The 20241-nt window shown below is 67.3% G+C and carries 19 protein-coding genes and 4 pseudogenes; 8 read left to right on the forward strand and 15 right to left on the reverse strand.

The window, feature by feature from the left end; genetic code table 11:
* Nucleotides 1-145: 145 nt before the first annotated feature.
* The 4 genes and pseudogenes from ACIF83_RS41380 to ACIF83_RS41395 all read right to left on the reverse strand — a co-directional run bounded on the left by ACIF83_RS41380 (nucleotide 146) and on the right by ACIF83_RS41395 (nucleotide 2259).
* Nucleotides 146-430 carry a hypothetical protein gene (locus tag ACIF83_RS41380; RefSeq protein ID WP_399735242.1) on the reverse strand — a complete coding sequence of 95 codons (285 nt, stop codon included), beginning with the start codon at nucleotides 428-430 and terminating at the stop codon, nucleotides 146-148.
* The gene (locus ACIF83_RS41385) at nucleotides 427-624 is read right to left on the reverse strand and encodes a hypothetical protein (RefSeq protein WP_399735245.1); all 198 of its coding nucleotides are present in this window, start codon (nucleotides 622-624) and stop codon (nucleotides 427-429) included. The genes ACIF83_RS41380 and ACIF83_RS41385 overlap by 4 nt, the downstream gene beginning before the upstream one ends.
* A gap of 74 nt (nucleotides 625-698) precedes the next feature.
* Nucleotides 699-998 (reverse strand): annotated as a pseudogene (locus tag ACIF83_RS41390) (transposase family protein); the annotation flags it as partial.
* 91 nt (nucleotides 999-1089) lie between these two features.
* Nucleotides 1090-2259 carry a chaplin family protein gene (locus tag ACIF83_RS41395; RefSeq protein ID WP_399735248.1) on the reverse strand — a complete coding sequence of 390 codons (1170 nt, stop codon included), beginning with the start codon at nucleotides 2257-2259 and terminating at the stop codon, nucleotides 1090-1092.
* Between the two features lie 520 nt (nucleotides 2260-2779).
* On the opposite strand from ACIF83_RS41395, the pseudogene ACIF83_RS41400 reads away from it, so the two are divergent.
* Nucleotides 2780-3022, forward strand: a pseudogene (locus tag ACIF83_RS41400) (ISAs1 family transposase); the annotation flags it as partial.
* A gap of 307 nt (nucleotides 3023-3329) precedes the next feature.
* Here ACIF83_RS41400 and ACIF83_RS41405 read toward each other — a convergent pair.
* The gene (locus ACIF83_RS41405) at nucleotides 3330-3827 is read right to left on the reverse strand and encodes an N-acetyltransferase (protein ID WP_393483958.1); all 498 of its coding nucleotides are present in this window, start codon (nucleotides 3825-3827) and stop codon (nucleotides 3330-3332) included.
* Between the two features lie 224 nt (nucleotides 3828-4051).
* Between ACIF83_RS41405 and ACIF83_RS41410 the strand changes: the two genes are divergently transcribed.
* Nucleotides 4052-4486 (forward strand): VOC family protein, encoded by a 435-nt coding sequence (locus ACIF83_RS41410; RefSeq protein WP_399735251.1) that lies wholly within the window; start codon nucleotides 4052-4054, stop codon nucleotides 4484-4486.
* A gap of 79 nt (nucleotides 4487-4565) precedes the next feature.
* Here the strand turns inward: ACIF83_RS41410 and ACIF83_RS41415 are convergent.
* Nucleotides 4566-5078: pseudogene (locus ACIF83_RS41415) on the reverse strand (transposase); the annotation flags it as partial.
* 147 nt (nucleotides 5079-5225) lie between these two features.
* Between ACIF83_RS41415 and ACIF83_RS41420 the strand changes: the two are divergent.
* Complete coding sequence (locus ACIF83_RS41420; protein ID WP_399735254.1) at nucleotides 5226-5540, forward strand: DUF6980 family protein; 315 nt, start codon at nucleotides 5226-5228, stop codon at nucleotides 5538-5540.
* Nucleotides 5541-6331: 791 nt separating this feature from the next.
* On the opposite strand, the gene ACIF83_RS41425 is transcribed toward ACIF83_RS41420, so the two are convergent.
* Nucleotides 6332-6685, reverse strand: a complete 354-nt coding sequence (locus ACIF83_RS41425; RefSeq protein WP_393483967.1) for a VOC family protein — start codon at nucleotides 6683-6685, stop codon at nucleotides 6332-6334.
* Nucleotides 6686-7387: 702 nt separating this feature from the next.
* On the opposite strand from ACIF83_RS41425, the gene ACIF83_RS41430 reads away from it, so the two are divergent.
* The gene (locus ACIF83_RS41430) at nucleotides 7388-8020 is read left to right on the forward strand and encodes a DUF6368 family protein (RefSeq protein WP_399735256.1); all 633 of its coding nucleotides are present in this window, start codon (nucleotides 7388-7390) and stop codon (nucleotides 8018-8020) included.
* A 128-nt stretch (nucleotides 8021-8148) separates the two neighbouring features.
* Here the strand turns inward: ACIF83_RS41430 and ACIF83_RS41435 are convergent, their stop codons facing one another.
* Nucleotides 8149-8487 (reverse strand): transposase, encoded by a 339-nt coding sequence (locus ACIF83_RS41435; RefSeq protein ID WP_399735339.1) that lies wholly within the window; start codon nucleotides 8485-8487, stop codon nucleotides 8149-8151.
* Between the two features lie 419 nt (nucleotides 8488-8906).
* Nucleotides 8907-9260: a hypothetical protein gene (locus ACIF83_RS41440; protein ID WP_393484847.1), complete on the reverse strand. Its 354-nt coding sequence runs from the start codon at nucleotides 9258-9260 to the stop codon at nucleotides 8907-8909.
* A 306-nt stretch (nucleotides 9261-9566) separates the two neighbouring features.
* Between ACIF83_RS41440 and ACIF83_RS41445 the strand changes: the two genes are divergently transcribed.
* Nucleotides 9567-10058 carry a DUF2975 domain-containing protein gene (locus ACIF83_RS41445; RefSeq protein WP_399735259.1) on the forward strand — a complete coding sequence of 164 codons (492 nt, stop codon included), beginning with the start codon at nucleotides 9567-9569 and terminating at the stop codon, nucleotides 10056-10058.
* Nucleotides 10058-10279: a helix-turn-helix transcriptional regulator gene (locus ACIF83_RS41450; RefSeq protein WP_010981499.1), complete on the forward strand. Its 222-nt coding sequence runs from the start codon at nucleotides 10058-10060 to the stop codon at nucleotides 10277-10279. The genes ACIF83_RS41445 and ACIF83_RS41450 overlap by 1 nt, the downstream gene beginning before the upstream one ends.
* A 315-nt stretch (nucleotides 10280-10594) precedes the next feature.
* Here ACIF83_RS41450 and ACIF83_RS41455 read toward each other — a convergent pair whose 3' ends face one another.
* The 3 genes and pseudogenes from ACIF83_RS41455 to ACIF83_RS41465 all read right to left on the reverse strand — a co-directional run bounded on the left by ACIF83_RS41455 (nucleotide 10595) and on the right by ACIF83_RS41465 (nucleotide 14158).
* A complete protein-coding gene (locus ACIF83_RS41455) occupies nucleotides 10595-10885 on the reverse strand; it encodes a CPCC family cysteine-rich protein (protein ID WP_399735262.1) in 291 nt (96 codons plus the stop codon).
* A gap of 263 nt (nucleotides 10886-11148) precedes the next feature.
* Nucleotides 11149-11890, reverse strand: a pseudogene (locus ACIF83_RS41460) (VOC family protein).
* A 1599-nt stretch (nucleotides 11891-13489) separates the two neighbouring features.
* Nucleotides 13490-14158: a TOPRIM nucleotidyl transferase/hydrolase domain-containing protein gene (locus ACIF83_RS41465; RefSeq protein WP_393484851.1), complete on the reverse strand. Its 669-nt coding sequence runs from the start codon at nucleotides 14156-14158 to the stop codon at nucleotides 13490-13492.
* A gap of 496 nt (nucleotides 14159-14654) precedes the next feature.
* Here ACIF83_RS41465 and ACIF83_RS41470 point away from each other — a divergent pair, with 496 nt between their 5' ends.
* Nucleotides 14655-15497 (forward strand): hypothetical protein, encoded by an 843-nt coding sequence (locus ACIF83_RS41470; protein WP_393484852.1) that lies wholly within the window; start codon nucleotides 14655-14657, stop codon nucleotides 15495-15497.
* Nucleotides 15498-15758: 261 nt separating this feature from the next.
* On the opposite strand, the gene ACIF83_RS41475 is transcribed toward ACIF83_RS41470, so the two are convergent.
* Nucleotides 15759-16541 (reverse strand): DUF899 domain-containing protein, encoded by a 783-nt coding sequence (locus tag ACIF83_RS41475; protein WP_393484853.1) that lies wholly within the window; start codon nucleotides 16539-16541, stop codon nucleotides 15759-15761.
* A gap of 298 nt (nucleotides 16542-16839) precedes the next feature.
* Nucleotides 16840-17952 (reverse strand): ABC transporter substrate-binding protein, encoded by a 1113-nt coding sequence (locus tag ACIF83_RS41480; RefSeq protein ID WP_399735267.1) that lies wholly within the window; start codon nucleotides 17950-17952, stop codon nucleotides 16840-16842.
* A 501-nt stretch (nucleotides 17953-18453) separates the two neighbouring features.
* On the opposite strand from ACIF83_RS41480, the gene ACIF83_RS41485 reads away from it, so the two are divergent.
* A complete protein-coding gene (locus ACIF83_RS41485; RefSeq protein ID WP_399735270.1) occupies nucleotides 18454-19332 on the forward strand; it encodes a GNAT family N-acetyltransferase in 879 nt (292 codons plus the stop codon).
* A 91-nt stretch (nucleotides 19333-19423) separates the two neighbouring features.
* Here the strand turns inward: ACIF83_RS41485 and ACIF83_RS41490 are convergent, their stop codons facing one another.
* On the reverse strand, nucleotides 19424-20167 hold the full coding sequence (locus ACIF83_RS41490; RefSeq protein ID WP_399735273.1) for a class I SAM-dependent methyltransferase: 744 nt from the start codon (nucleotides 20165-20167) through the stop codon (nucleotides 19424-19426).
* Nucleotides 20168-20241: the final 74 nt, after the last annotated feature.

The raw sequence follows: 20241 nt of genomic DNA on the forward strand, positions 1-20241 counted from the left end.
GATATTGGTCCAGCCGGCCCGGTGAAGGGTCGCGCGTGCCAGGTCGCGCAGGGCGGTCGTGACGGAGGGGGTGCAGTGGCGGCGAACCTGGCCGGCGTCCTCGGCAAGGTGACGTCCTTGGTCCAGTGGACGGTGTTCTCGATGGTCAACGGCCGCGGGCCCCGGCCGTGATCTCGGCCGCGTCGGCCTGGTGGGCGGTCAGGTCGGTGACGGCGTAGACCGTCCCGGTCTGCCACTTCCTGGCGCGCGTGCGGCGGCGCTTGCGGTGGATGCGTACGACCTGACGGGCATGGGGGAACAGCAGCCCGTCGACGGTGACGACCTTGACCTCGCGGCCGTGTCCGCGGGTGCGGGAGCGGTCCACGACGGGGATCTGTTTCCAGGGCAGTGTCCTCAACTGGCCCGCGAGCGTGGGCTGGTTGTTCTTCACCGACAGCAGGTAATGGGCGCCGCGTTGCTCGACGAGGTAGCGGGCGTAGCCGGTCTGGGCTGCAGCGCATCCACGGTGACCACGGCGTCGGTGGGGGATGCCGGTGCGAGGGCGGCCAGGCGGGCGAAGCCGGCCTGGGCGAGCGCGGCGGCCTGGGCGAGCGCGGCGGCCTGGGCGAGCGCGGCGGCGTCCACCTTGCCGAAGGCGTCCGCAAGGTCCGCTCACCCGGGACCTTGAAGCGGCCGCTGAACGGGTCGAAGGGGCAGCCCAGGCGGGCCAGTATCGCCTGGTCACAGCGCTGGACCCACTCGGCAATCGCGGTCAGGGAGTTGTGCCCGGCGCTGGACATCGCGCACGCCCCCATCGCGAGTAGCGTGGCCAGCCGGTAGCGCACGCCGCGCGGGTTGCGCGGATCGGGCAGCCGGGCGAGAGCCTCGAGCAGGCCTGGCAGCACCGCCACCGGTGGCGAGGAGACGGACGGGGGCGCCGTATCCGGCACGCCGGACGTGGCAGATGCGGAGCAACGAGCACGGCAACCTTGCAGACCATGAAGCGTCGAGACCTTCATGATCACGAGGGGTCGTGCTCGCTCGGCATCCTGGGCAGATTTGACGTCACGTGATCAAGCCGAATCAACGCGACATTCCTGGAGTCCTGGGCTAGCCGTTGACGCAGGCGTTTCCCGTTACCGGGTTGAGCAGTCCGATGATATTCACGGTGTTGCCGCAAGCGTTGACCGGGATGTCCATCGGTGCCTGAACGACATTGCCGGACAGCAGACCGGCCGAGCCCGTCGCGGTGCCCACGGCTGTAGCCTTCTTCTTGACGGTCAGGGGCGCGGGGGCCGGGAGATTCAGGCCAACCGTGGTGATCGCTTCAGGGCGGTTGACATAGGTTCCCGCCTTGTCAGCAGTGACATCCACCGTGACTGTGCAGGACTTCTGGTCGGCGGCCAAGTCGCCGCCGACCAGAGCAACGGACGAGCCCCCCGCCACCGCGGAGACGGTTCCGTTGCCGCACGTCGTCGATGCCTTCGCGTTCGAGGCCACCCTCACCCCGGCGGGCAGGCTGTCGGTGAAGCCGAAGTCGTCCTTCGCCGCCAACTCACTGGTGTTCGTCACCGTCATGGTGAGTGTCGAGGTGCCACCCTGATCGACTGTGGCAGGACTGAACGCCTTGTCCAACTGCGGAGTCGCGTCCAGGATCCGGATGTTGTCGAAGGCGTGGTCATTGCCGCCCCAGCTGCCTTGCCCGTTGAGCATCATGATGCCCAACTGGGTGCCGTTGAACAGTACAGCTTTGTCACCGGCGAACGACCCGGCCCTCAGCCCGCTCCTTCCTCCTGGGTAGGGCTTGGAGTTGGGGTCGGAGCAGGGATTGATGGGGTTGGTGAAGGTCGGGATGTCCGGACCGCTCCCAGTCAGGTAGAACTTCAGCAGCGGATCCTCATACTGGCAATTGTCCGCCGCAACGTCCACCGCGAAGGTGATGTAGCGGTTTGGCTTCGCGATCGGGATCGGCTTCTCGGTCCGGAACTCCACCCGGTCGGCGCCGGGGTCTACAGTGTCCGTGTACGCCGACACCGCGTGGTTGGTCGACGGATTCGTCCCGCCGACCTGCCCCAGCGCATTGGCCATGTCCTTCAGTTGAGGTACCCACCGACAGCCGGGCTCATCAGCACCGGCCTGGTTCAGGATGATGCCGTTGCACTGTCCGTGGTCAAGCCATGGCGGGTCGGCCGTGTACGTCTCGTTCAGCGGTGGAGCCCCAATGTAGTTCTCCAGGAAAACCGGGGTGTCGCCTGCGTTTTCGAAGTCCTCGGCGAACATTGTGACCGGGGCCTGTGGGACCCCTGGAGTCCCGGTTGCGTGGATCGCGTTCACACCCGCTGGCATGACCTGGGCCTGGGCGAAAGCAGCCGGAGGAGTACCCGTGATCGCAAGTGCCGTCAGGGATACCGATACAGTTCGCGCGCGCCAAGAAATCTTCACTGCGGAAATTTCCCGTACCTCTTTTCTACTCGACACGGCGTACAGGCAACTGGGGACACGAGCAGGCATCACACAGACATGGGGCAGCCCTGACCATTTGCCATGCACCCAGAAAGGAAGGCTGCCCGCATTCCAGCACGCATCCCAAAAAGCAGGCGGCCGACGAGCTCGACGATTGTATTTTTCACTGCGCTAGCCGAACATACAATGAAGGTTGTGAGCATGTACTAAAATCCCGCAAACGCAACGAGCGGCTATTTGGGGCTCTTTTCCATTTCCCTGAAAATCCGTCAATTTCTCCGGCTGGCTGTTCTTGATCCCGCGGATGATCAGGGCGGCAGACCAGCTGCAGGGTCCCGTCGAGCAACGCGGCGCCCATTACCTGCTATCGGTGAAGAACAACCAGCCCACGCTCGCAAGCCAGTTGAGGACACTGCCCTGGAAACAGATCCCCGTCCTGGACCGCTCCCGCACCCGCGGACACGGCCGCGAGGAGGTCCGCGAGGTCGAGGTCGTCACCGTCGACGGGCTGCTGTTTTCCCATGCCCGTCAGGTCGTACGCATCCACCGCAAGCGCCGCCGCATCGGCGCCAGGAAGTGGCAGGAATGAGGTTGGGGTCGCCTCAAGCCGATGATGCTGCAGGTTAGTCGGAGCAGCAGGTGAGGTCGGCGCGTATCTCGTAGCGGATCCGGAGTCACGCCGCCTCGGTGTTGACCACGCGCCCGCCACAGAGCCGACGAGTTGGACCCCGACGCCGTGCGCGCCGACTTCCTGGACGATGAGCACGCCGTCGGGCACATCGTCGTCGACGAGGCACAAGAGCTCACCGTCATAGAGGCGGATGATCGTGGGCCGTTGCCCAAGCAGCAATCTTCAAAGGCGCGATCCAGGAACAGCCGCGAACGCGTCATGAGGCGCGCGGCAGCGCGAGCCAGTCCTGCCAGGTGATGTCGCGGCCCAGATGACGGGGCTGCTGGAAGGGCCAGTCGGCAGCGATCCACTGCGGCACCAGCGCGTCGAGCGCGCGCTCCACCTCGCTGCCGACGAGGTCGTCCACCACCCACCAGGAGACCTCTCCGTCGGAGCCGATGCGCTCGGGCGGATCGATGTAGACGCAGCCGAGGATCGCCGTCTCGCCCTGGTCCAGCAGCGCGTAGTTGAACGACTGGTGCGCGGCTATCTCCCTCTCGTGCCGCAGCAAGTCGACGCGGTCCTCTTCATAGGTCATCGTCTCCTTGGGCCAAGCCCAGGCCGGACCGAAGATCTCCCACAAGCGCTCTCGGGATCCCATCACGGCGGGGTAGTCGAGCGTGGTGTCCGCCTCCCGGATCGGCCGCAGGTGAAGCGCGGTGTTGGGCACGGGCACGTACACGGGGTGGACGAAGTCGTCAGGCAGCCAACTCATAAGGGCCGAGGTTATAAGACCGCCCGCGCTGGCTGCCGTCGGGAAACGCGGCGAGGGCCGCGGTCGGGTCCGGAACGGCGGGCAACCCCTTGGAGGCATCGACATCGGTTCCTCCCTGCGACCGCTCGACACGGCAGCGGCCAGCAGGAGCTGTCTGTACTCCCGACAACATGCGGATCCACGCCGGGAGATGAGCAACAGCGTCCCCCTGCTATGGTGCGCCGATGTCATCGATCAAGCAGTTCCAAGTCACCTTCGACTGCGCAGAACCTGCGCGCCTCGCCAGCTTTTGGTGCGAGGTGTTGGGGTACGTCGTACCGCCGATCCCGAATGGGTTTGCCACTTGGGAGGACTACCATCGCTCGCTGCCGCCTGAGGATCAGGTCACCTACTTCGCATGCAGTGATCCCTCGGGTGTGGGCCCACGTCTGCTCTTCCAGCGCGTTCCCGAAGGGAAGATCGTCAAGAATCGGGTGCATCTCGACGTGCGGGCCGGCACCGGACTCGTGGGTGATGAGCGCCTCGCCACACTGGAGGCCGAATGCGCACGACTGGTTGCGCTCGGTGCGGTGCACGTGCGAACGCTGCTTGCCGATGACGACAACGAGTCGTGCATCCTGATGCAGGACATCGAGGGCAACGAGTTCTGTCTCGACTGAGCATCCTCCGCGACGACGAGATCGGCGGGAGCCGTCTCCCTCGGGCCTCTCTTCAAGGTGGTCTCGTGTGGGGCGGGAGTCATCCTGCGAGGGCGAGGTTGTGAAGTCGGGCGATGCCTAGCATCGCGGTGCGAATGCCCTCGCCCTTCAGGCGGCAGTCGCGAAGGATCTTCCAGGTCTTCGTCCGCACGAAGACATGCTCGACGCGCGCCCGGATCCTGCGATGGGACGTTTTGTGCTCCTCCTTCCATGCAGGCAGTTCGGTTCGGCCGCGTACGCGGCGGTGCGGGATGACCAGGGCGGTGCCGCGGTAGCCGCCGTCCGCGATGACCGTGGTCCGGCCGACGGCGGCCTTCGCACCCGATAGTTCCCACGCCTTGCAGTCGTTGCGGTTGCCGGTGACCGGCCGATCGACGGCGACGACGTGTCAGGGGTACCGCTTGCGGGGCTGGAACGTGAGCGACGGCCCGAGGTGGCCGATGGCGCGGTCAGCGGCCGACTTGGACACCCCGAACAGCGGGGCAAGCTGCCGCAGCGTCAAGTTGGTACGCCAGTGGGCCGCTACTAGCAGGACCCGGTCCTCCAGTGTGATCGGATGTGTCGGCCCGGTTAATGATCACTGACGCGATCCGGTCCCACGGCTCCCTTGCCCGTGCCGCCACGAAAAGCCCGGCACCGTCCAAGACACAGACCGTGATCTACTTCTGCTCATGGTGCAGATCAACAAGAAGCCACGGCCATGACCAATCACTGCTGCCCGGCGATGACCAGCCGCGTCGACGTACGCTGCGACCAGCACGACGACCTCTTCGCCTGCCCGGACGCACTGATCGGCTTCAGCGCCAAGATCCAGGAGTACGTGCTGATCATCCATGACGGCGGCACGTCGAGCATCACGATCGACTTCTGTCCCTGGTGCGGACGACGTCTCCCCGAGTCGCAGCGGGAGCAGTGGTTTGACGAGCTGGAACGCCGCGGGATCGATCCGTGGGAGGACGAGGTGCCTGCCGAGTTCCAGGACGACACCTGGCTCACCGCTCTGCGCCAGGAGTAACGATCCACATGCCGAGGCTGCAGCTCCCAGGCTCTACCTGGGCATGCCGCCACCACCGTTCCCACGCATCACGGGGCAGCTACGGCACCCCATACGCGGCCGACTGCTGCTGGCCGCCTGCCTGCGCCGAGGTCTGCGCCCGGCCCACAACCACCACCTGGACTCGACTGGCCCGCCCAGCAGCTTGGACCTGCGTCAGCCACTCCGCGCGGGAACCCCGCACCCCCACCCGACGCCAACAGCCCCGAGCTCGGCACTCCCGCCGACGCCCAGGGCCTCATCGTCCTGCGGGTCACTACCGGCGAGCGCACATGAATCCGGGTGCCACGCCTCGGCGCAGGCACGTAGCAGCCGCTCGTCACCGAGCAGCCCGGCCACGATCGGGCGCGGGTCTGGTGGTGACTGCTGGTTCATGTGTGGGTCCCCCCGAGCAGCGGTGAGTCGCCGCTATCCCCAATCACTTTGGGATGGCTCTGAGTTGGAGTCACCTTCTAGAGTCTCCCCGTCCGTCAGGGGCTGCACCAAGGGGAAATGGAGGGCGGAGAGCCGCTCGGGGGGGGGACGATGCAGGGGCCAGCCACCGCGTCCACGTCGGGCCATGTCGACGGGTCCGCAGTACGCGTACGACGGGCAACCACGTGCGGCGGCGGAGAGCGGGATTGTCAGGTCGGCAGGGCTGCCCTGGAAGCTGCAGATGGCGCAATGGGATATGGCCGCGCCAGCCTGACCACGGTTCCCACCACTACAAACTGGTGGTGCGCCAGCACGTCATCGCCTGCGTGAAGACACGGTCAGGCGGGCTGCCACAGCTCGACCCGATTGCCTTCAGGGTCGGTGACCCAGCCGAATCGACCAACACCGTCCATGTCCTGCGTTTCTTCGGCCACGTCTGCTCCCTTGGCCCGCAGTTGCGCGAGCATCGCATCCAGGTCGCGGACCCGGAAGTTGAGCATGGTCTGCTGGGCGCGGGTACCGAAGTAGTCGGTCTCGGACTCGAACGTCGCGAACACAGTCGGCCCGGTTCCCTGACGCCAGAGGCCGTTCTCATCGGCATCCAGGCCCAGGCAATCGCGATACCACGCATTCAGGGCCGTCGGGTCGGCGGCTCGCAGGAAGTAACCACCGATTCCAAGCACATGTTCCATGCCGCTATCTTGCCAGGACGGCGATCGCATGGGCCGGCACCACACCATCGCCCACTTCACCACCCTTCTCTGGCTGAGCGCTCTGGTTGGCCTGTCCGGCCAAGTCGGTCCTCAGGGTGCCACTCGTTGGGCCGAGGGGCCGACGGCCTGAACTACGGACCGGCGCCTTGATCGTCCGGGGCAAGGGGCCGGCCGCGAACGGCCGGACTCGAATGCCCAGTCAAGCTCCGGCAGCACGAGCCGGATGTCGGAGAAGGAAAGGCCTGCCCGCGACTCACCACCCCGCAGGGGCAGCCCACGCGGCCTGACGCCCATCGCAGATCACGGTCCACGGACCGTCCTTGGCTCCGCACTCTGAGCACTCGACGGTTTCGGCTGTCCATACGTCCATCCCCCTCTCACACATCGAACACGAAGGCATACGCGACGTCGCTCAGCTCAGTCTTGCCCGTCCGGCGATTCTTGCAGGTCGCCACCGTTCCGATTCCTCTCTGTGGACTGGGCTGTCAACGCGCCAGGGCCAACACCTCCGATGCTCACCCGGCCCAACTAGGACCTGCCCGGCCGATCACGTACTGCTTGCTGGACTGAAAAGAACCGGAAAGGTTCGCCGGGTCGGCGACGGTGGTGCTCGGAACGGCTGGATTCGGTGCAGGAAGAACTGAGCGGTGGCGTAGCCGGTCGAAGTACTAGGCTCCCGGCATGTCTGGTCCGACGCTGGTGATCGACTTGGCGGAGCCCGTCTCCCCGGCTGCGCTGCGGGAGCTTCGCGAGTTGATGGTGGGGCTCTCCTCTCACTTCGAGGAGAAGCGACCCGGATACTTCGACGTCAACGTGCCCGCTGAGCGACTAGGCGTCGAGGACAGGCGAGAGGCCGACTGGCGAAAGCCGTTCTCACCTCCCCTCCTCAGCAACACCTCCGTGGACGAGGAGCTCAGGGCCCTGGCGGGATTCAATCCGCAGGGCGTGGACTGGCATCGGCCTTTCCTGGTTTACCTGATGGGTCCAGGTGTCGGTGACGAGGACATCTTCGAGGCCGAGCATGCGGACGAGCCCGAGGTGGAGACCGTCCTCGGTTTCAGGCCGACCCATGCCATCAATGTCAGCGCCTGCTGCAATCGTGGGATCGACCATGCGGCCACGGCGTTGCTGACCGCCGCCGTCATGGACGTCGTCGGCGGTGTGGCGAAGGCCGAACTGCTGGACGGACAGAGGTCGGTCGTAGCCGGCCTTCCGGGGGTGCTGGGGATCGCGGACGAAGAATGGGTGGTGCTCGGCACGGCGGAGTTCCTGCGCGCCTGGGTCGGGCAGCCCGGCTTCCGGCTGGTCAAGTAGCGCAGGTCGAGCGCGGCGGGGGTGATGCCGGCCCAGGAGCGTTCGCCAGGCTGCCTGGTCACGCCTGAGAGCGGGTTGGTGGCGCCGGCGCAGGCCCTGCTCGGTCCACCGCCCCGTCCCAGACGACCTCACCCGTCGCGTCGGCCGCGGCCCGCATGTTCTGCGGAGACGTTTCCAGGTACCTTCCCCGACCCAAGCCGGTGGCGCTCATAGACCTTCTTCCACGGTCCGAACCGCTCCAGTAGGTCAAGCCGTTGAACACCGGTCTTTACCCGGTACAGGATCCCGTCGATCACCTGCCGATGGCCACGCCACCGCTCGCACTGACCGTTTCTCACCGGCAGGGATGGCCGCAGCCGTTCCCACTCCGCATGCGACAGATCACCGCGTTCACCCCGCCCCACACCCGTAACAGCGAGCCGATCAGACGACAGACGCGTGATCACCCGGAGAGCTCCTAGACGCACATGGGCCAACCACAGCGCACAGTCACACCGACCCAAACGCGACGGACCTCGTTACCCGAGCCGGGTCAGCCGCCGGAAATCCGGTATCCCACGCTGAAGGCACTCCTCCCTCCTCCCCCATCCCCGCATTCACCAGCAGCCCCTTCATCGAACAACGCGAGCTGCACCGACGAGGGCAACAGTCAGGAAGGCACCTCCTGACGCGCAAGCGCGTCACAACGTCACGGGGAACAGGGTTCGACCGCGAGAAGTACAGGGCCAGGTACCGCGTCGAGTGCCGGATCGGTCTACTCCAGGAGGCCGGCAGTATCGCCAAGCGCTGCAATAGGCCAGCCGTCCGAGCAACCGTTCGACTCACCTTGACTCGGCAGTCGCTACGACCGCAACGCAGCGACCGTCTCGTGAAGCGCTGCCGGAGATCAGTTGCCGGGTCGGAACCGCAGCGCCGACCAGGTGTCGTCGATGGCAACCTGCCGAACAGGCCGCACGCCTCGCTCGGACAGCGCGGCGGCCAGGGTGTCGCGGTTCAGATCTGTTCCGAGCTTTCCGCCCTTCGGGTAGGCCACCCAGGCGAGGGCATCGCGCTGCGCGGCCGAAAGCACCGCCTGCACATCCACTCCGAGAAGATCACCGGAGTCGGTCACGAAGGCGAGCACCGCATCGGCCGAAGCCGCGTCACCCGCGGCCTCGATCTCCAGGTGGACGTCGTTGGGCTTGCCCAGTACTGCAAGACTCTGACCGGGCTTGATCTGCAGCTTGGTGATGACGGACACCCCCTGATCCTTCCACTCGAGCTGCGGCGTCGCGCACCGGAGAGCCTAAAAGGGCGTTCTGCTCCGTCAGGGGCGCTTGGTAGCCGTTTGGTGGTGGAGTGGGCTGGGACTGGCGAGGCCGGAAGTCGCCGTCCATGACATGAGACGGCTGACGCCCAAGCCTCTGCGGCCAGCGGTCATCGATGACACCCTCTCGCTGCCGCAAAGCAACGGTCCCGGCGAATGCCTCCCATCCTCCGTCCCAACCCTTGCCGTACCTATCGAAATTCGATAGATTCCCATCGCAACTCGATGGAAGGATGAGTCGTGGGGAAACTGGCAGTGCGCGCACTGCGTGCCGTGCTCGTGGTGGTGTTCGCCGGCACCGTGTTCGTACAGGCAGGGATGGCGTGGGCTTTGGTCAGCGGTAGCGACCCGGAGGACGGGTCGCTACCGCTGACCCCGCTGCGCGTGATCACGATCCTGGGCATGGTGTCGGTCCAGGTCGCCCTGGTCTGCGTATGGCGGCTGGTGACGATGGTGCGCCGCGGAACCGTGTTCTCCCACGCCGCCTTCCGGTACGTGGACGGCGTGATCGGCGCGATCGTGGCGGCTGCCCTCGTGTGGTTCGCGATCACGGCCCTCAACGCGCCGGGCCAGCGGGACGACCCGGGCGTCACCGTGATCATGGGCGGGGTCGGCGTGGCCATCCTGGGGGTCGCGCTCATCGTGCTCGTGCTGCGGATGCTGCTCGCCCAGGCCGTCGCGCGCGACGTCGAAGCGGCGCAGATGCAGGCCGAGTTGGACGAGGTGATCTGATGCCTATCGCCGTCGACATCGACGTGATGCTGGCCAGGCGGAAGATGTCCGTGGGCGAGCTCGCGGACCGCGTAGGGATCACGCCCGCCAACCTGGCGGTACTCAAGAACGGCCGCGCCAAGGCGGTGCGCTTCGCTACGCTCGCCGCGCTCTGCGAGGTGCTCAAGTGCCAGCCGGGCGACCTGCTGCGCTGGGAGGCCGAGGACGCCGCAGGCGGATGACGTGCCCCAGGGCGGGCGTGAAAACGCCCGGCACCACCGGCCCGTGACACGGCACATGGACCGCATGGACGTGGATCGCCGAGCACCCGCAGCACCGTGCCGACCCCGTTGGCTAGATTCCGGTTGACCTGCACCGCACCGTCCTGGTCGATTGTCGCGACCTGCGAACGTGACCTTCGCAACCCCCCGTCCTTCCAGCACGGAAGGGCGGGGGTTCGTCGTTGGGCGGGCAATCAGGGCTTCGCCGTATTCGCTTGACGCCGATTCATGACGATCTGCGTCGCCGTCTGGCGACGTTGAAGTCAGCTGGTGGTGTCAGACCGTGGGGTATTCGTTCGGCAGTGGAGCGCGTACGAACTTGGCGCGTCGCTCGTCGCTCGCCCCCAGAGCACGGAAATTTCTTTGGGCTTCCGTGAGGCTCAGTCGGCCGTTGGGACCGCCTCGAACCCGGTGGGCATCGTCGTCGTCCTGGCCGTCATCCTCCCAGAAGCACACAGGGCAGATCTCGAAGCAGCCACGCTGATCGAGCGTCAGGAAGCCGCAGCAGGGGCAGGGGTACGGGCCGTCCTCGGCCTTCCCATGGTTGTTGACGAACGGAGTGGCCACCACGGCATCCTGCCCTGCTGTGCCGTCAATCGCGAGCCAATAGACATGGACTGCCTGCTCAGTTGGGCCACGAGCTTGGGAAGGCAAGATGATTTGGCAGCCGTTTACCGGGCCCCGCACGTTCTGGCATGTTCTCTTCGTCCCAAAGCAACTCGGGTGGGGCTGCTTCTTGGGCTGGTATGCCTTTCGCAGCCCAACCCGCCCGGGGTCATGGCGCATGAGCAGACAGGGCTCACGTGTCGGGGTGTGGTCATGGCTTCGCGTCAGGACGGGGCGAGGACGCAGAACTCGTGGCCCTCCGGGTCGGCCAGGCACGTCCACGGGACGTCGCCCTGGCCGAGGTCGAGGTCGGTGGCGCCGAGGGCCCCCAGCCGGGCCACCTCCGCTGTTTTGTCGTCACCGGGGTAAGGCAGCAGGTCAAAGATGGACGCGGTCTGGGACTGTCCTCACGTCAGGCGTGCGGAGGAATTCGAGAAACGGGCCGACACCCTTGGCGGAGCGCAACACCGCATGATCGTCGGTCACCTCGTGCAGGGTCCAGTCCGTCGCCTCACCCCAGAAGCGGGCCATGGCCCGCGGATCCGCGCAGTCGACCACCACCCGGGCGATCGGCCCGGTGTCCCGGTAGATCTCCCGAGGCTCCAGCACGCAGAACTCGTTGCCCTCAAGGTCGGCGAGGACCGTCCACGGCACTTCGCCCTGGCCCACGTCGGCGGGCGTCGCACCGAGAGCCCGGAGTCGCGCGACCAACTCCGTCTGATGGGCCGCAGAGGTGGTGGCGAGATCGAGGTGCACACGGTTCTTTGTTGTTGTCTTGGGTTCCGGGACGGGAACGACGTCGACGCAGACCGCGACCGGGTCCGGCCAAACGAGGCCGCCGACGGGTCCGACGTAGGTGGTCACGCCGGGGCTGTAAGCACTCCAGCCGAGCGCCTCCGCCCAGAACCGGCCGACCGCCGAGCCATCAAGAGCCTTTATGTTCACCTGCACAGGTCGCAGTGCCATGCCGGCGATTCTATGCACCCGCTCTGCAACGACATCCACACCTTCGCCAATCAGGGATCAACTCTTCCAACGCAATGGTCAGCTCGCCAACTGGGCGGTTTCATTTGGATCGGCGGGCGGACCAGAGGAAGATGCCGGCGTTGTGAAGACCAGCGAGGGAGATCGTGGCGGTCTTCTCGTAGCGGGTGGTCGGTCCGCGCCATTACTTGGGTCGGTTGATGCACCGCTCAACATCCGCCGGCTGCGGGATCATCGCGCGGATGCCACGGCGGCGCAGGTCCCAGCGGATTGCCTGGGACGAATACGCCTCGCGCCACGTCCAGACCAAGGACCCGATCGTCGGCGGGGGGTACACACCCGCCGATTTCTCCCGGCCGGCTCGCCAAGTTACGCCAAGAACTGCCACCCGGAAGCTGCCTCGGCCCGGGCCACCTCTGCGTCGTACTCGATCGCGTCGAAGTCGAATTCCAGCGGTCGGCTCCCCGGGTGAGGAGCCTGCCACCCCATCCACTGGACGACATTCCCTACTCGCTGCACGACCACGGAGAGCAAACCGCAGCACCCCCCGGTGCACTCCGGCTCGCCCACCTGCACACGGCGCGGCTCGGACGTCGCCCGCAGCGGGCTGGGGAGCCCGACGGGCAACGCTTCCGCTGCCAGAGGCCCGCAGCCCCCAGGACCCACCGCCTGCTCCACCACGTCCTCGCCGTTGACCCAGAGTCGCAGCTGGGCAGGGAAACGCGGTCCCGGGGGCAGCACTCTGATCTCCAACCGATCGAACATCAGACCACTCTATGGCCGCCTACTGCACACCCCGAGGGAGATCCGAGAGAAATGACCCAGTGCGCTCAGCCCTCCCAGGTGAACTGCTCCCTCGCCGGATGAAGTGCCAAGTCACAGTCAACTCCTACGCCACCAGGCGCTGCTCACAGGCTTGCAGGAGCCTCGGAGATCCGTCGTGCCAGCTCCTCGACGACCTGGGGCACAACATGGTGAGCGTCCTCGTCTTGCAGGGCTTCGGCGAGTGCCTGATGGACCGCCGCAAACGGCTGTCCCGCATGTGGGGCGCGGGTCCGGTCAATCGCCCGCTCGATCTTCGCGAGATGGGCTGCTACGAGTGGCATTGCCTCCCGGAGGCTTGTTCTCCGCCATTTCCCGTGGTCCCCCCTCACGCTCTGGCACGCGACTGGCACGGGCGCGGCCGTCTGGTCTGTGCGTCTGCCGTGAGCGACGGACTACTCGTAGGTGGTCGCAGCTCGCAGAGCTCGTGCGAAGAAGCTCCAGTCACCGCTGGCAGGCAGGTTGCGGCCAGCGTTGTTGTACCAGCCGTCCGCGTCGTCGATCCATGCTGCCAGGGCCTCCAAGAAGCTCGTGAGGCAGGATCATCTCGCTGCTGCTCGGCCAAGATTGCCCTGACTGACGCAACACCAGCACCTGCGACCACTGCCACCGCCGAAGCACGCTCCGCGGTCACCGCGCCCGACAACGCCAGGGCGCAGCGGACCCCGGCACAGAGCACAACGACAGCAACAAGCGGCTTACGGTAGCTCCACGTTCGGCAGGTCAAGCGGAACTCGGGCGGGCTCGCATCGCTATGCGTCAAAACGCTTTTCGGACGTGCGTGAGCAGGAGCTCCAGCGGCCGGGGAACACGGTCGACGTGCAGATGCGTGACCAGCGCCTGGGCGTAGAGCGCCTTGCGGCCGCTGTGCGTGCCCATGAAGCGCCGCAGCTGGTGTTCCACGGGCCGTTCCCGCTGTGCCGGCTGGCCCTGGAACGTGCGGAAGGGGCGCATCTCGCCCTGGGCCTCGATCACCTGCTGCACGCCCTCGGCGCCGACAGCGCGGATCAGCTCGTCCTCCAGGTCGGCGACGCAGACATGGAACCCGAGTGGCTCCAGTTCGGCGCTTGCGAGACCGGACCCGAGCCCGACCCGCTCCAGGTGGCGCCGGAAATGGCGCTCCTCACCTATGTCGTAGAGACCGGCCAGCGGGAGGCCGAGCCCCGGAGGACCGCACACGTCCAAGAAACGCCCGATGTTCGTCGCACCGCCGAGCGAAACCACCGCGACGCCTTCTGTACCGAGGTCTCGGCCGTAGCGCGTGGCCAGCGCTTCGAGCGCGACCTGATCACTGGTCCCCTCGACGAGTACGATCGTCCGCACATCGCCGCCGGCCAGTTCCCGTGCGACCGCGGCGGCCGCATCCGCCTGCGGTCCGCCGGCCGCCCACGCGGTCAGCGCCAGGCGGAATCGCCTCAACTCGTCCACGACACCTCGCTTCCCGTCGCCATCCTGGCACGCCCGTGATCCCGTTCGCACACACGTTTTTCCGGGGGCAATGAGTCAAGACGTCGGAGGAGGCGCGGCTTCGGCGGCAGCCCGAACACCATCTGCCGCGCGGTCGGTGTCTCGAAGGGAAGCCTGTTCCGGCACTTCGCGGTCAAGGCGGTATGTACGCCTGTCTCGCCGAGCCGGCGAGCGCACGCATCCGGTCCGCTGTCCAAGCCGGGATCGAGAAGCTGGACCGGGACGGGGGACTGGGACGGGGACTACTTCGGGGCGCTGAACTCGGTGATCGCGTTCTGGGTGCGCTACTTCTACGAACACCCACGGAAACGCGCCCTGACCGCGGCGGCCAACCTCGAGACCGATTCGACCGCCCGTGCCGCCGCCCCTGTCCCCACAGGCTTTCCGACGGCTCGGTGGGACGGCGGGACGGCGTTTCCCGCGCCTTCCGGTCCCGTTCGAGGTCTAGGCTCGGCCCGTGGGGCAGCCGGAGCAGCGCGCCGAGGGCGCCGGACCGTTCACTACCAGGCTTACTTGGCACCCTCCCGGTGGCGGCACCGCGGTGTGGGAATCACGGATCGCGCGTCGGCGCGGAATGCTCGCCGTCCGTCCGCCCGGTGCGGCGGACAGCCGGCCTACCCGTGCGGACGCCGTTGCCATCGGCCGGCTGCGCAGACTCAATGTCATTGCGGCGATCGCCTTCGTCGTCGGCGGGGGTCTCTTCGCCGCCGGCGCGGCCGTTGCCCAGTTCGGCTCCGGCGACGCCACCGAGTGCGCCTCGATCTACTTCGTGGGCGGCTTGTTCTTCAACACCGGCGGCTACGTCTCGCTGCTTCAGGTGATCAACTCACCCCGCCACGTCGCCGGTGGCGAAGGACGACTGGTGACCCACCGATGGCGGTGGTGGAGCTACGAACCGATGCGGGTGGACTGGCTCAGCGCGTTCGTCCTCTTCGTGGGCACACTCGTCTTCGCCGTCTCCCTGCTGGACTCGTTCCTGCGGGGTCTGAGCGTCCAGCAGGTCAACCGGCTGATCTGGGCGCCCGACCTGGTGGGCTGTGTGCTCTTCCTGGTCTCCGGGCACCTGGGCTTCGTCGAGATCTGCCACGGTCGGCCCTGTGTCCGTCCACACAGCCTCGGCTGGTGGATCGTCGCCGTGAACCAGTTCGGGTCCGTCCTGTTCATGGTCTCAGCGGTCGCCGCCTTCACCCGCCCCGCCACCGGAAGCCTGGTCAGTGCCGGCATCGCCAACTGGGGCACCCTCCTCGGTGCCCTGTGCTTCTCACTCGGCGGCCTCCTCCAACTCTACGAACACCCTTAGGTTCGCGCGTGGCAGCGACGCGGGGCTTCTCTGGACCGCCCCCTGCCAGCGTCGGCTGCCGCGCGACAGTCCGTACACCCGGACTCCTGGTCGGACTGGCAAGGCCGGCCAGCCCCTCACCTGCCAGGAGTCCGTCACCTGCCGGGAGTCCTTGAACTGCCGGGCGTACCGCCCAGCGATCGAGCGCGTGGGGCCGTGCGCAGCGTCCGGAGGCTCCGCCCGGCACCTGACACCTTCGCCTACGCCGCCGACGGAGGCGCGTCAGTGGTGGTGGCCGTGTCGGCCGAGGGTCTCCACGGGGGTCGCGCCGGGGCGGGTCCACTGCGGTACGGGGCGGCTGGTGGGGCCCCAGGTGGCGTTCCCGTCGTAGTCCGAGCGCCAGTACCAGCACGGGTTGCCGCCTTCGGGCCAGCCTTCGGGGTTGTCCTCCCACGCCTCGCCGCGGCCGTAGGGCGTCATGTCGAGCAGGCCCAGGGACCCGTTGACCCGCTCGTTGCCACGGCCCGTCGTGGAGTAGGTGAGGAACACGCGGTCGCCCGCGCGCAGGAAGCAGGTGATGTAACCCATGTCGCCGCCGACCGGCTCCTCCACGTCGCGCACCGAGTACCAGGGCTGGGTGTAGCCCATGAACTCGACGTAGGAGGCCACCTCGTCCCACTGGCCCGTGGTCAGGATGGCGAACGAGACGCCCCGGGCGTTGAGGTAGACGGCGTCCTTCAGGTGCCAGGCCGTGGTGGTGCAGCCCTCGCACTGCCCCTGGTGCGGCGTGCCGTCGTACCACATGTGCTTGTAGACCACGAGCTCGTCGCGGCCCTGGAACAGGTCCAGGAACGGGACCGGGCCGTCGGGTCCGACCACCTCGACCGTTCCGTCGAACTCCACCATCGGCAGTCGGCGGCGGGCCGCGGCGAGGGCGTCGCCCTCGTGGGTGTATGCCTTCTCGCGGACCAGGAGCTCGTCACGGGCGGCCTGCCAGGTGGCCAGGTCGACGACGGGCGGGCGGCCGGGCAGCGCGGTGGTCGGGTCACTCGGTGTGGTCGTCATGGTGTCCTCCGTGGTGTCTCGTGCCGGGCAGCGTCGTACGCCGTCCTACGACGGTCACCAGAACAGACTCGCGACCCGGCCGGAACTCATCGCGGCTGGGGCGCCCTCGGCCGAGCCTGCACGGACCCCGTCGGACTGACGAGTTCACGGACACGCTCCGAGAATGCGGTCAGGGCCCCCGCCGCAAAGCTGAGAGCCCGTATTAACACGTGGAGAAGCTGAGAGCCCGTATCAACACTTGGATGGGTAGACAGCCTCGAGTTCGGACACGTCTGGGCGGTCGGACCTCCGTGCTCTCTCAGCCGGCGTGGAGGATCCGAAAGCGGCCGGGTTCCGCCGGGTCTCGGTCAACGACTTGGACCGGCGTCCACGCCCATTGCCACACGCTGATGCCTGGCGTGCGGGAGAACTGGATCTGCCCGCGGGTTCCCTCGACTGCAACGCGCGGCCAGGATTCGGCAGTGCGCGCCCGGTCCGCGCCGTGGGAACGCAGCACATCGGCGAGGACGGCGACCGTGTCGTAGCCCTCGAAGGCGACGAAGGAGGGCGCTTCGGCGAGCCGCTCGCTCAGGGCCGTCGCGACTCGTGCACCGAGTGGGCTGAGGCGCTGGGGCAGGTAGCGCAAGAACGGGATCGCGGCGCCGTCGTCGCCCAGCAACGTCGCCCATTCGGCGAACTCCGGTTGCCCGGCCGGAGCGCCGATCATGATCTCGGTGAGGCGCTGGTCGCGGCGGACAGACTTGACGATCGGCACGGCCGGCTCCGGGTGGCCGACCAGAAGAAGGAGGGCTGTCGCGCGATGGTCGACGAGTTCGTCGCACACGGCTGTGGGAGGGAGCGCGCGCATGTCGAGTTCGATGACGGTGCCGCCGCGTGGAGCGAGGTAGTCCCGCAGAATGCGGGCCCCAGACGCCCAGTAGACACTCGGCTCGGTTGCTACTGCGATACGGCTGTGGCCCGCGCTGAGGAGGAATTCCGCGTAGATCTGCCAGCCGTGAGACTGCGCCGGGGCGAGGCGCGCGACCCAATCCGTCGGTTGTTCGGTGAGCGCGTCGAGAACCGCCGACGAGCAGAGGAACGGCAGACCGAGGGCGTCGGCCCTGGCGGCAGCGGCGCGAGCGACGACGCTGTGATACTCCCCCGCCAAGGCAGCCACGCCCAGGCGAGCCAATTCGTCTACGGCCGCCGCGGCCCTCCGAGGATCAGCCGCGGTGTCACGGACCACCAGCTCGAGTGGTCTTGCGTCGATCCCGCCGGCGTCGTTGACTTCGCGAACGGCCAGCTCGAGTCCGGCGAGCAGGTGTCGGCCCGCCTCGACCCAGCCAGGCCGAGACAGCGGGACGAGAACGCCGATACGGACAGATGATCCGTCAGTCCGCTCCGCCCCAGGTGGCGATGGTGGCGTATTCATGCGTGGGCGTCTCCCGTGTGGCGATTCGGATGCGGTTTGCCCGGATCGCAGAGTGGCAAGGCCCGGTGGTACGCGTTCATCTCATCTCGCCGTGGCGGGCGCACCTGGGTGACCATGCCGGACATTGCATCCACCCCCATCGCCAACAGGCAACCGATTATTTGTTCACTGAGCTGCCAGACTTCAGGAGACCACGTCTGTTGCTTCGCGGTGTGTGACTGTCGGGCTGCGAGATCTCCGTGATGCCGACCTCCGCGATGCTGATCTCATCGAGGCCAAGTTCGGCCGGGTGCACAGCGGCAGACGACCGTACGGCCTGACAACGTCACCGGAGTGCGCCTCAAGGGAGCGATCCTGCGCAACGTCCAACTGGACGAGGTCATCGGTTGGCCGTCTGCTGCCGACGACATCGCGTAGAGCCGAGCCTCAACCCCATGCTCATGGTGCGGCCCCCTCCGGGAAAGCGCTTCGCCGAGTCGAGGGCATCAGGGAGCATGAAGCATGCGCCCTGATGACTGGCACCTCACCGAAGGCATCGACGGCTTTCTCGCCCGCGCCGGAGACTTCCTGCGTTCGCGCCCCGCCCTGCACAACACGCCCCTGACGACGATCGAGAGACTGCGAAGGGGTGGGACGGGCGCATACGGCGCCGAAGCCACACTCTTCGGCCACCTCGAGCACTCGGGCGAGGTCCGCGCCATCTTCTACCGCCTTGCGACCCGCCGCCTGACCCTCACCCCCCTCTCCCCCGAGCAGGCCGACACCCTCGCCGCCCACCTGGCCGACCTCGGCCACTCCTTCTCCGGCGTCACCGCGGACCACGACACCGCCGCCGCTTTCGCCGAGGCATGGCATCGGCGCACAGGCACAGCGCCGGTCCGCGACTGGCGGGGGCGTCTCTACCGACTCGGCACGCTCACCCCGCCGGAGCCGCGCCCAGACGGCCGGGGTCGCGTCCTGGGCGCGCAGGACCATGAGCAACTCGTCCAGTGGTGCAACGAGTTCGCCGCCGACGTCGGAGAGGCCCCCACCCTGGACACCGAATCCTTTGCCAGGTCACGCTTCGCCGACAAGCACTTCACGTTCTGGGAGACCCCGGACGGCACTCCCGTCTCCATGGCAGGCTCGACTTCGATGGTCGGCGGCATGATCCGGGTGGACCCCGTCTACACCCCGGCTCATCTCCGGGGTCGCGGCTACGCGGGCGCCGTGACGGTCGAGGTGACCCGGGCCGCGCTGACCGCGGGCGCGACGGACGTAGTCCTGTTCACGAACCCGGACAACGCCACCAGCAACGCCCTCTACCAGCGCATCGGATACGTCCCGGTCACCTACTTCACCGGGTACAACCTCTCCGACAGTGGTCCGGAAGCCGGTTAGGAACACGACCGACGGCCGGCACGAAACGCACTTGCCGCCGCTGACAGATTGAGGCTTCTTCGGCAGTCGTTCCTGGGGCCACGTACGTGGGTCAGTGGTCGGCCACGAGCAGCCGGTACCCGACGTCGATGGTGTCGAGCGCGAGCAGCTCAGCCTGCTGTGTGTGCCAACGGCCGGTCACCAGGTCCTCGGCGAGGCGGGTCAGGCCGGGCTCGAGGGCGTCTTCGCCGGTCTGGGCGAGCATGGAGATACCCGCGCGCACCTGCGGGTCGAGGTAGGCCCGGGGACGGCGCCAATAGGCGGCGCCGAATCCGTCCGTGCAGTCATGAGGGATCCAGACCGGCTCTTGGCGCACCCCGCCGAGCAGGTCAACCAGCTGGTCGGTCGGGGTGGCGCGGGTGTCGTCGAACGCGGCTGCCTCCGGGAGATAGTCCCGGACGAGCCAGAAGCGTTCACGGAAGATCTGCTGGTCCCATGTCAGGATGACGATGCGGCGGCGGGCGACCCTGCGCAGTTCGCCGATTCCGGCTGCGAGGTCGGACCAGTGGTGGACGGTCAGCAGGGCCATCACGGCGTCGGCGGCGTTGTCACGCAGTGGGAGGTGTTCTGCGACCGCCCGCAGCGCAGGCGCGGAACCCGAAGGGCGCTGGGCGATCATGACCTGGCTGGGTTCGACCGCGAGGGCCGTCTGCGGTGGTTCGTAGGAGCCGGTGCCGGCCCCGACGTTGATCACGTCGGTGACGTTCCCGAGTGCGGCGTGGACCTGCGCGGCTATCCGCGGATCAGGCTGTCGTGTCCGGGGATACGTTGCACCGATCGAGTCATAGATGGCCATGTCGATCAGTATGCGAAGTCGCCTTCCGTCCAGGGAAGTTCGAAGATGTCACTTGAATCCGGGGTGTCACGGCG

Origin of the sequence: Streptomyces sp. NPDC085866 (assembly GCF_044541035.1) — a bacterium.
Classification (GTDB): Bacteria; Actinomycetota; Actinomycetes; order Streptomycetales; family Streptomycetaceae; genus Streptomyces.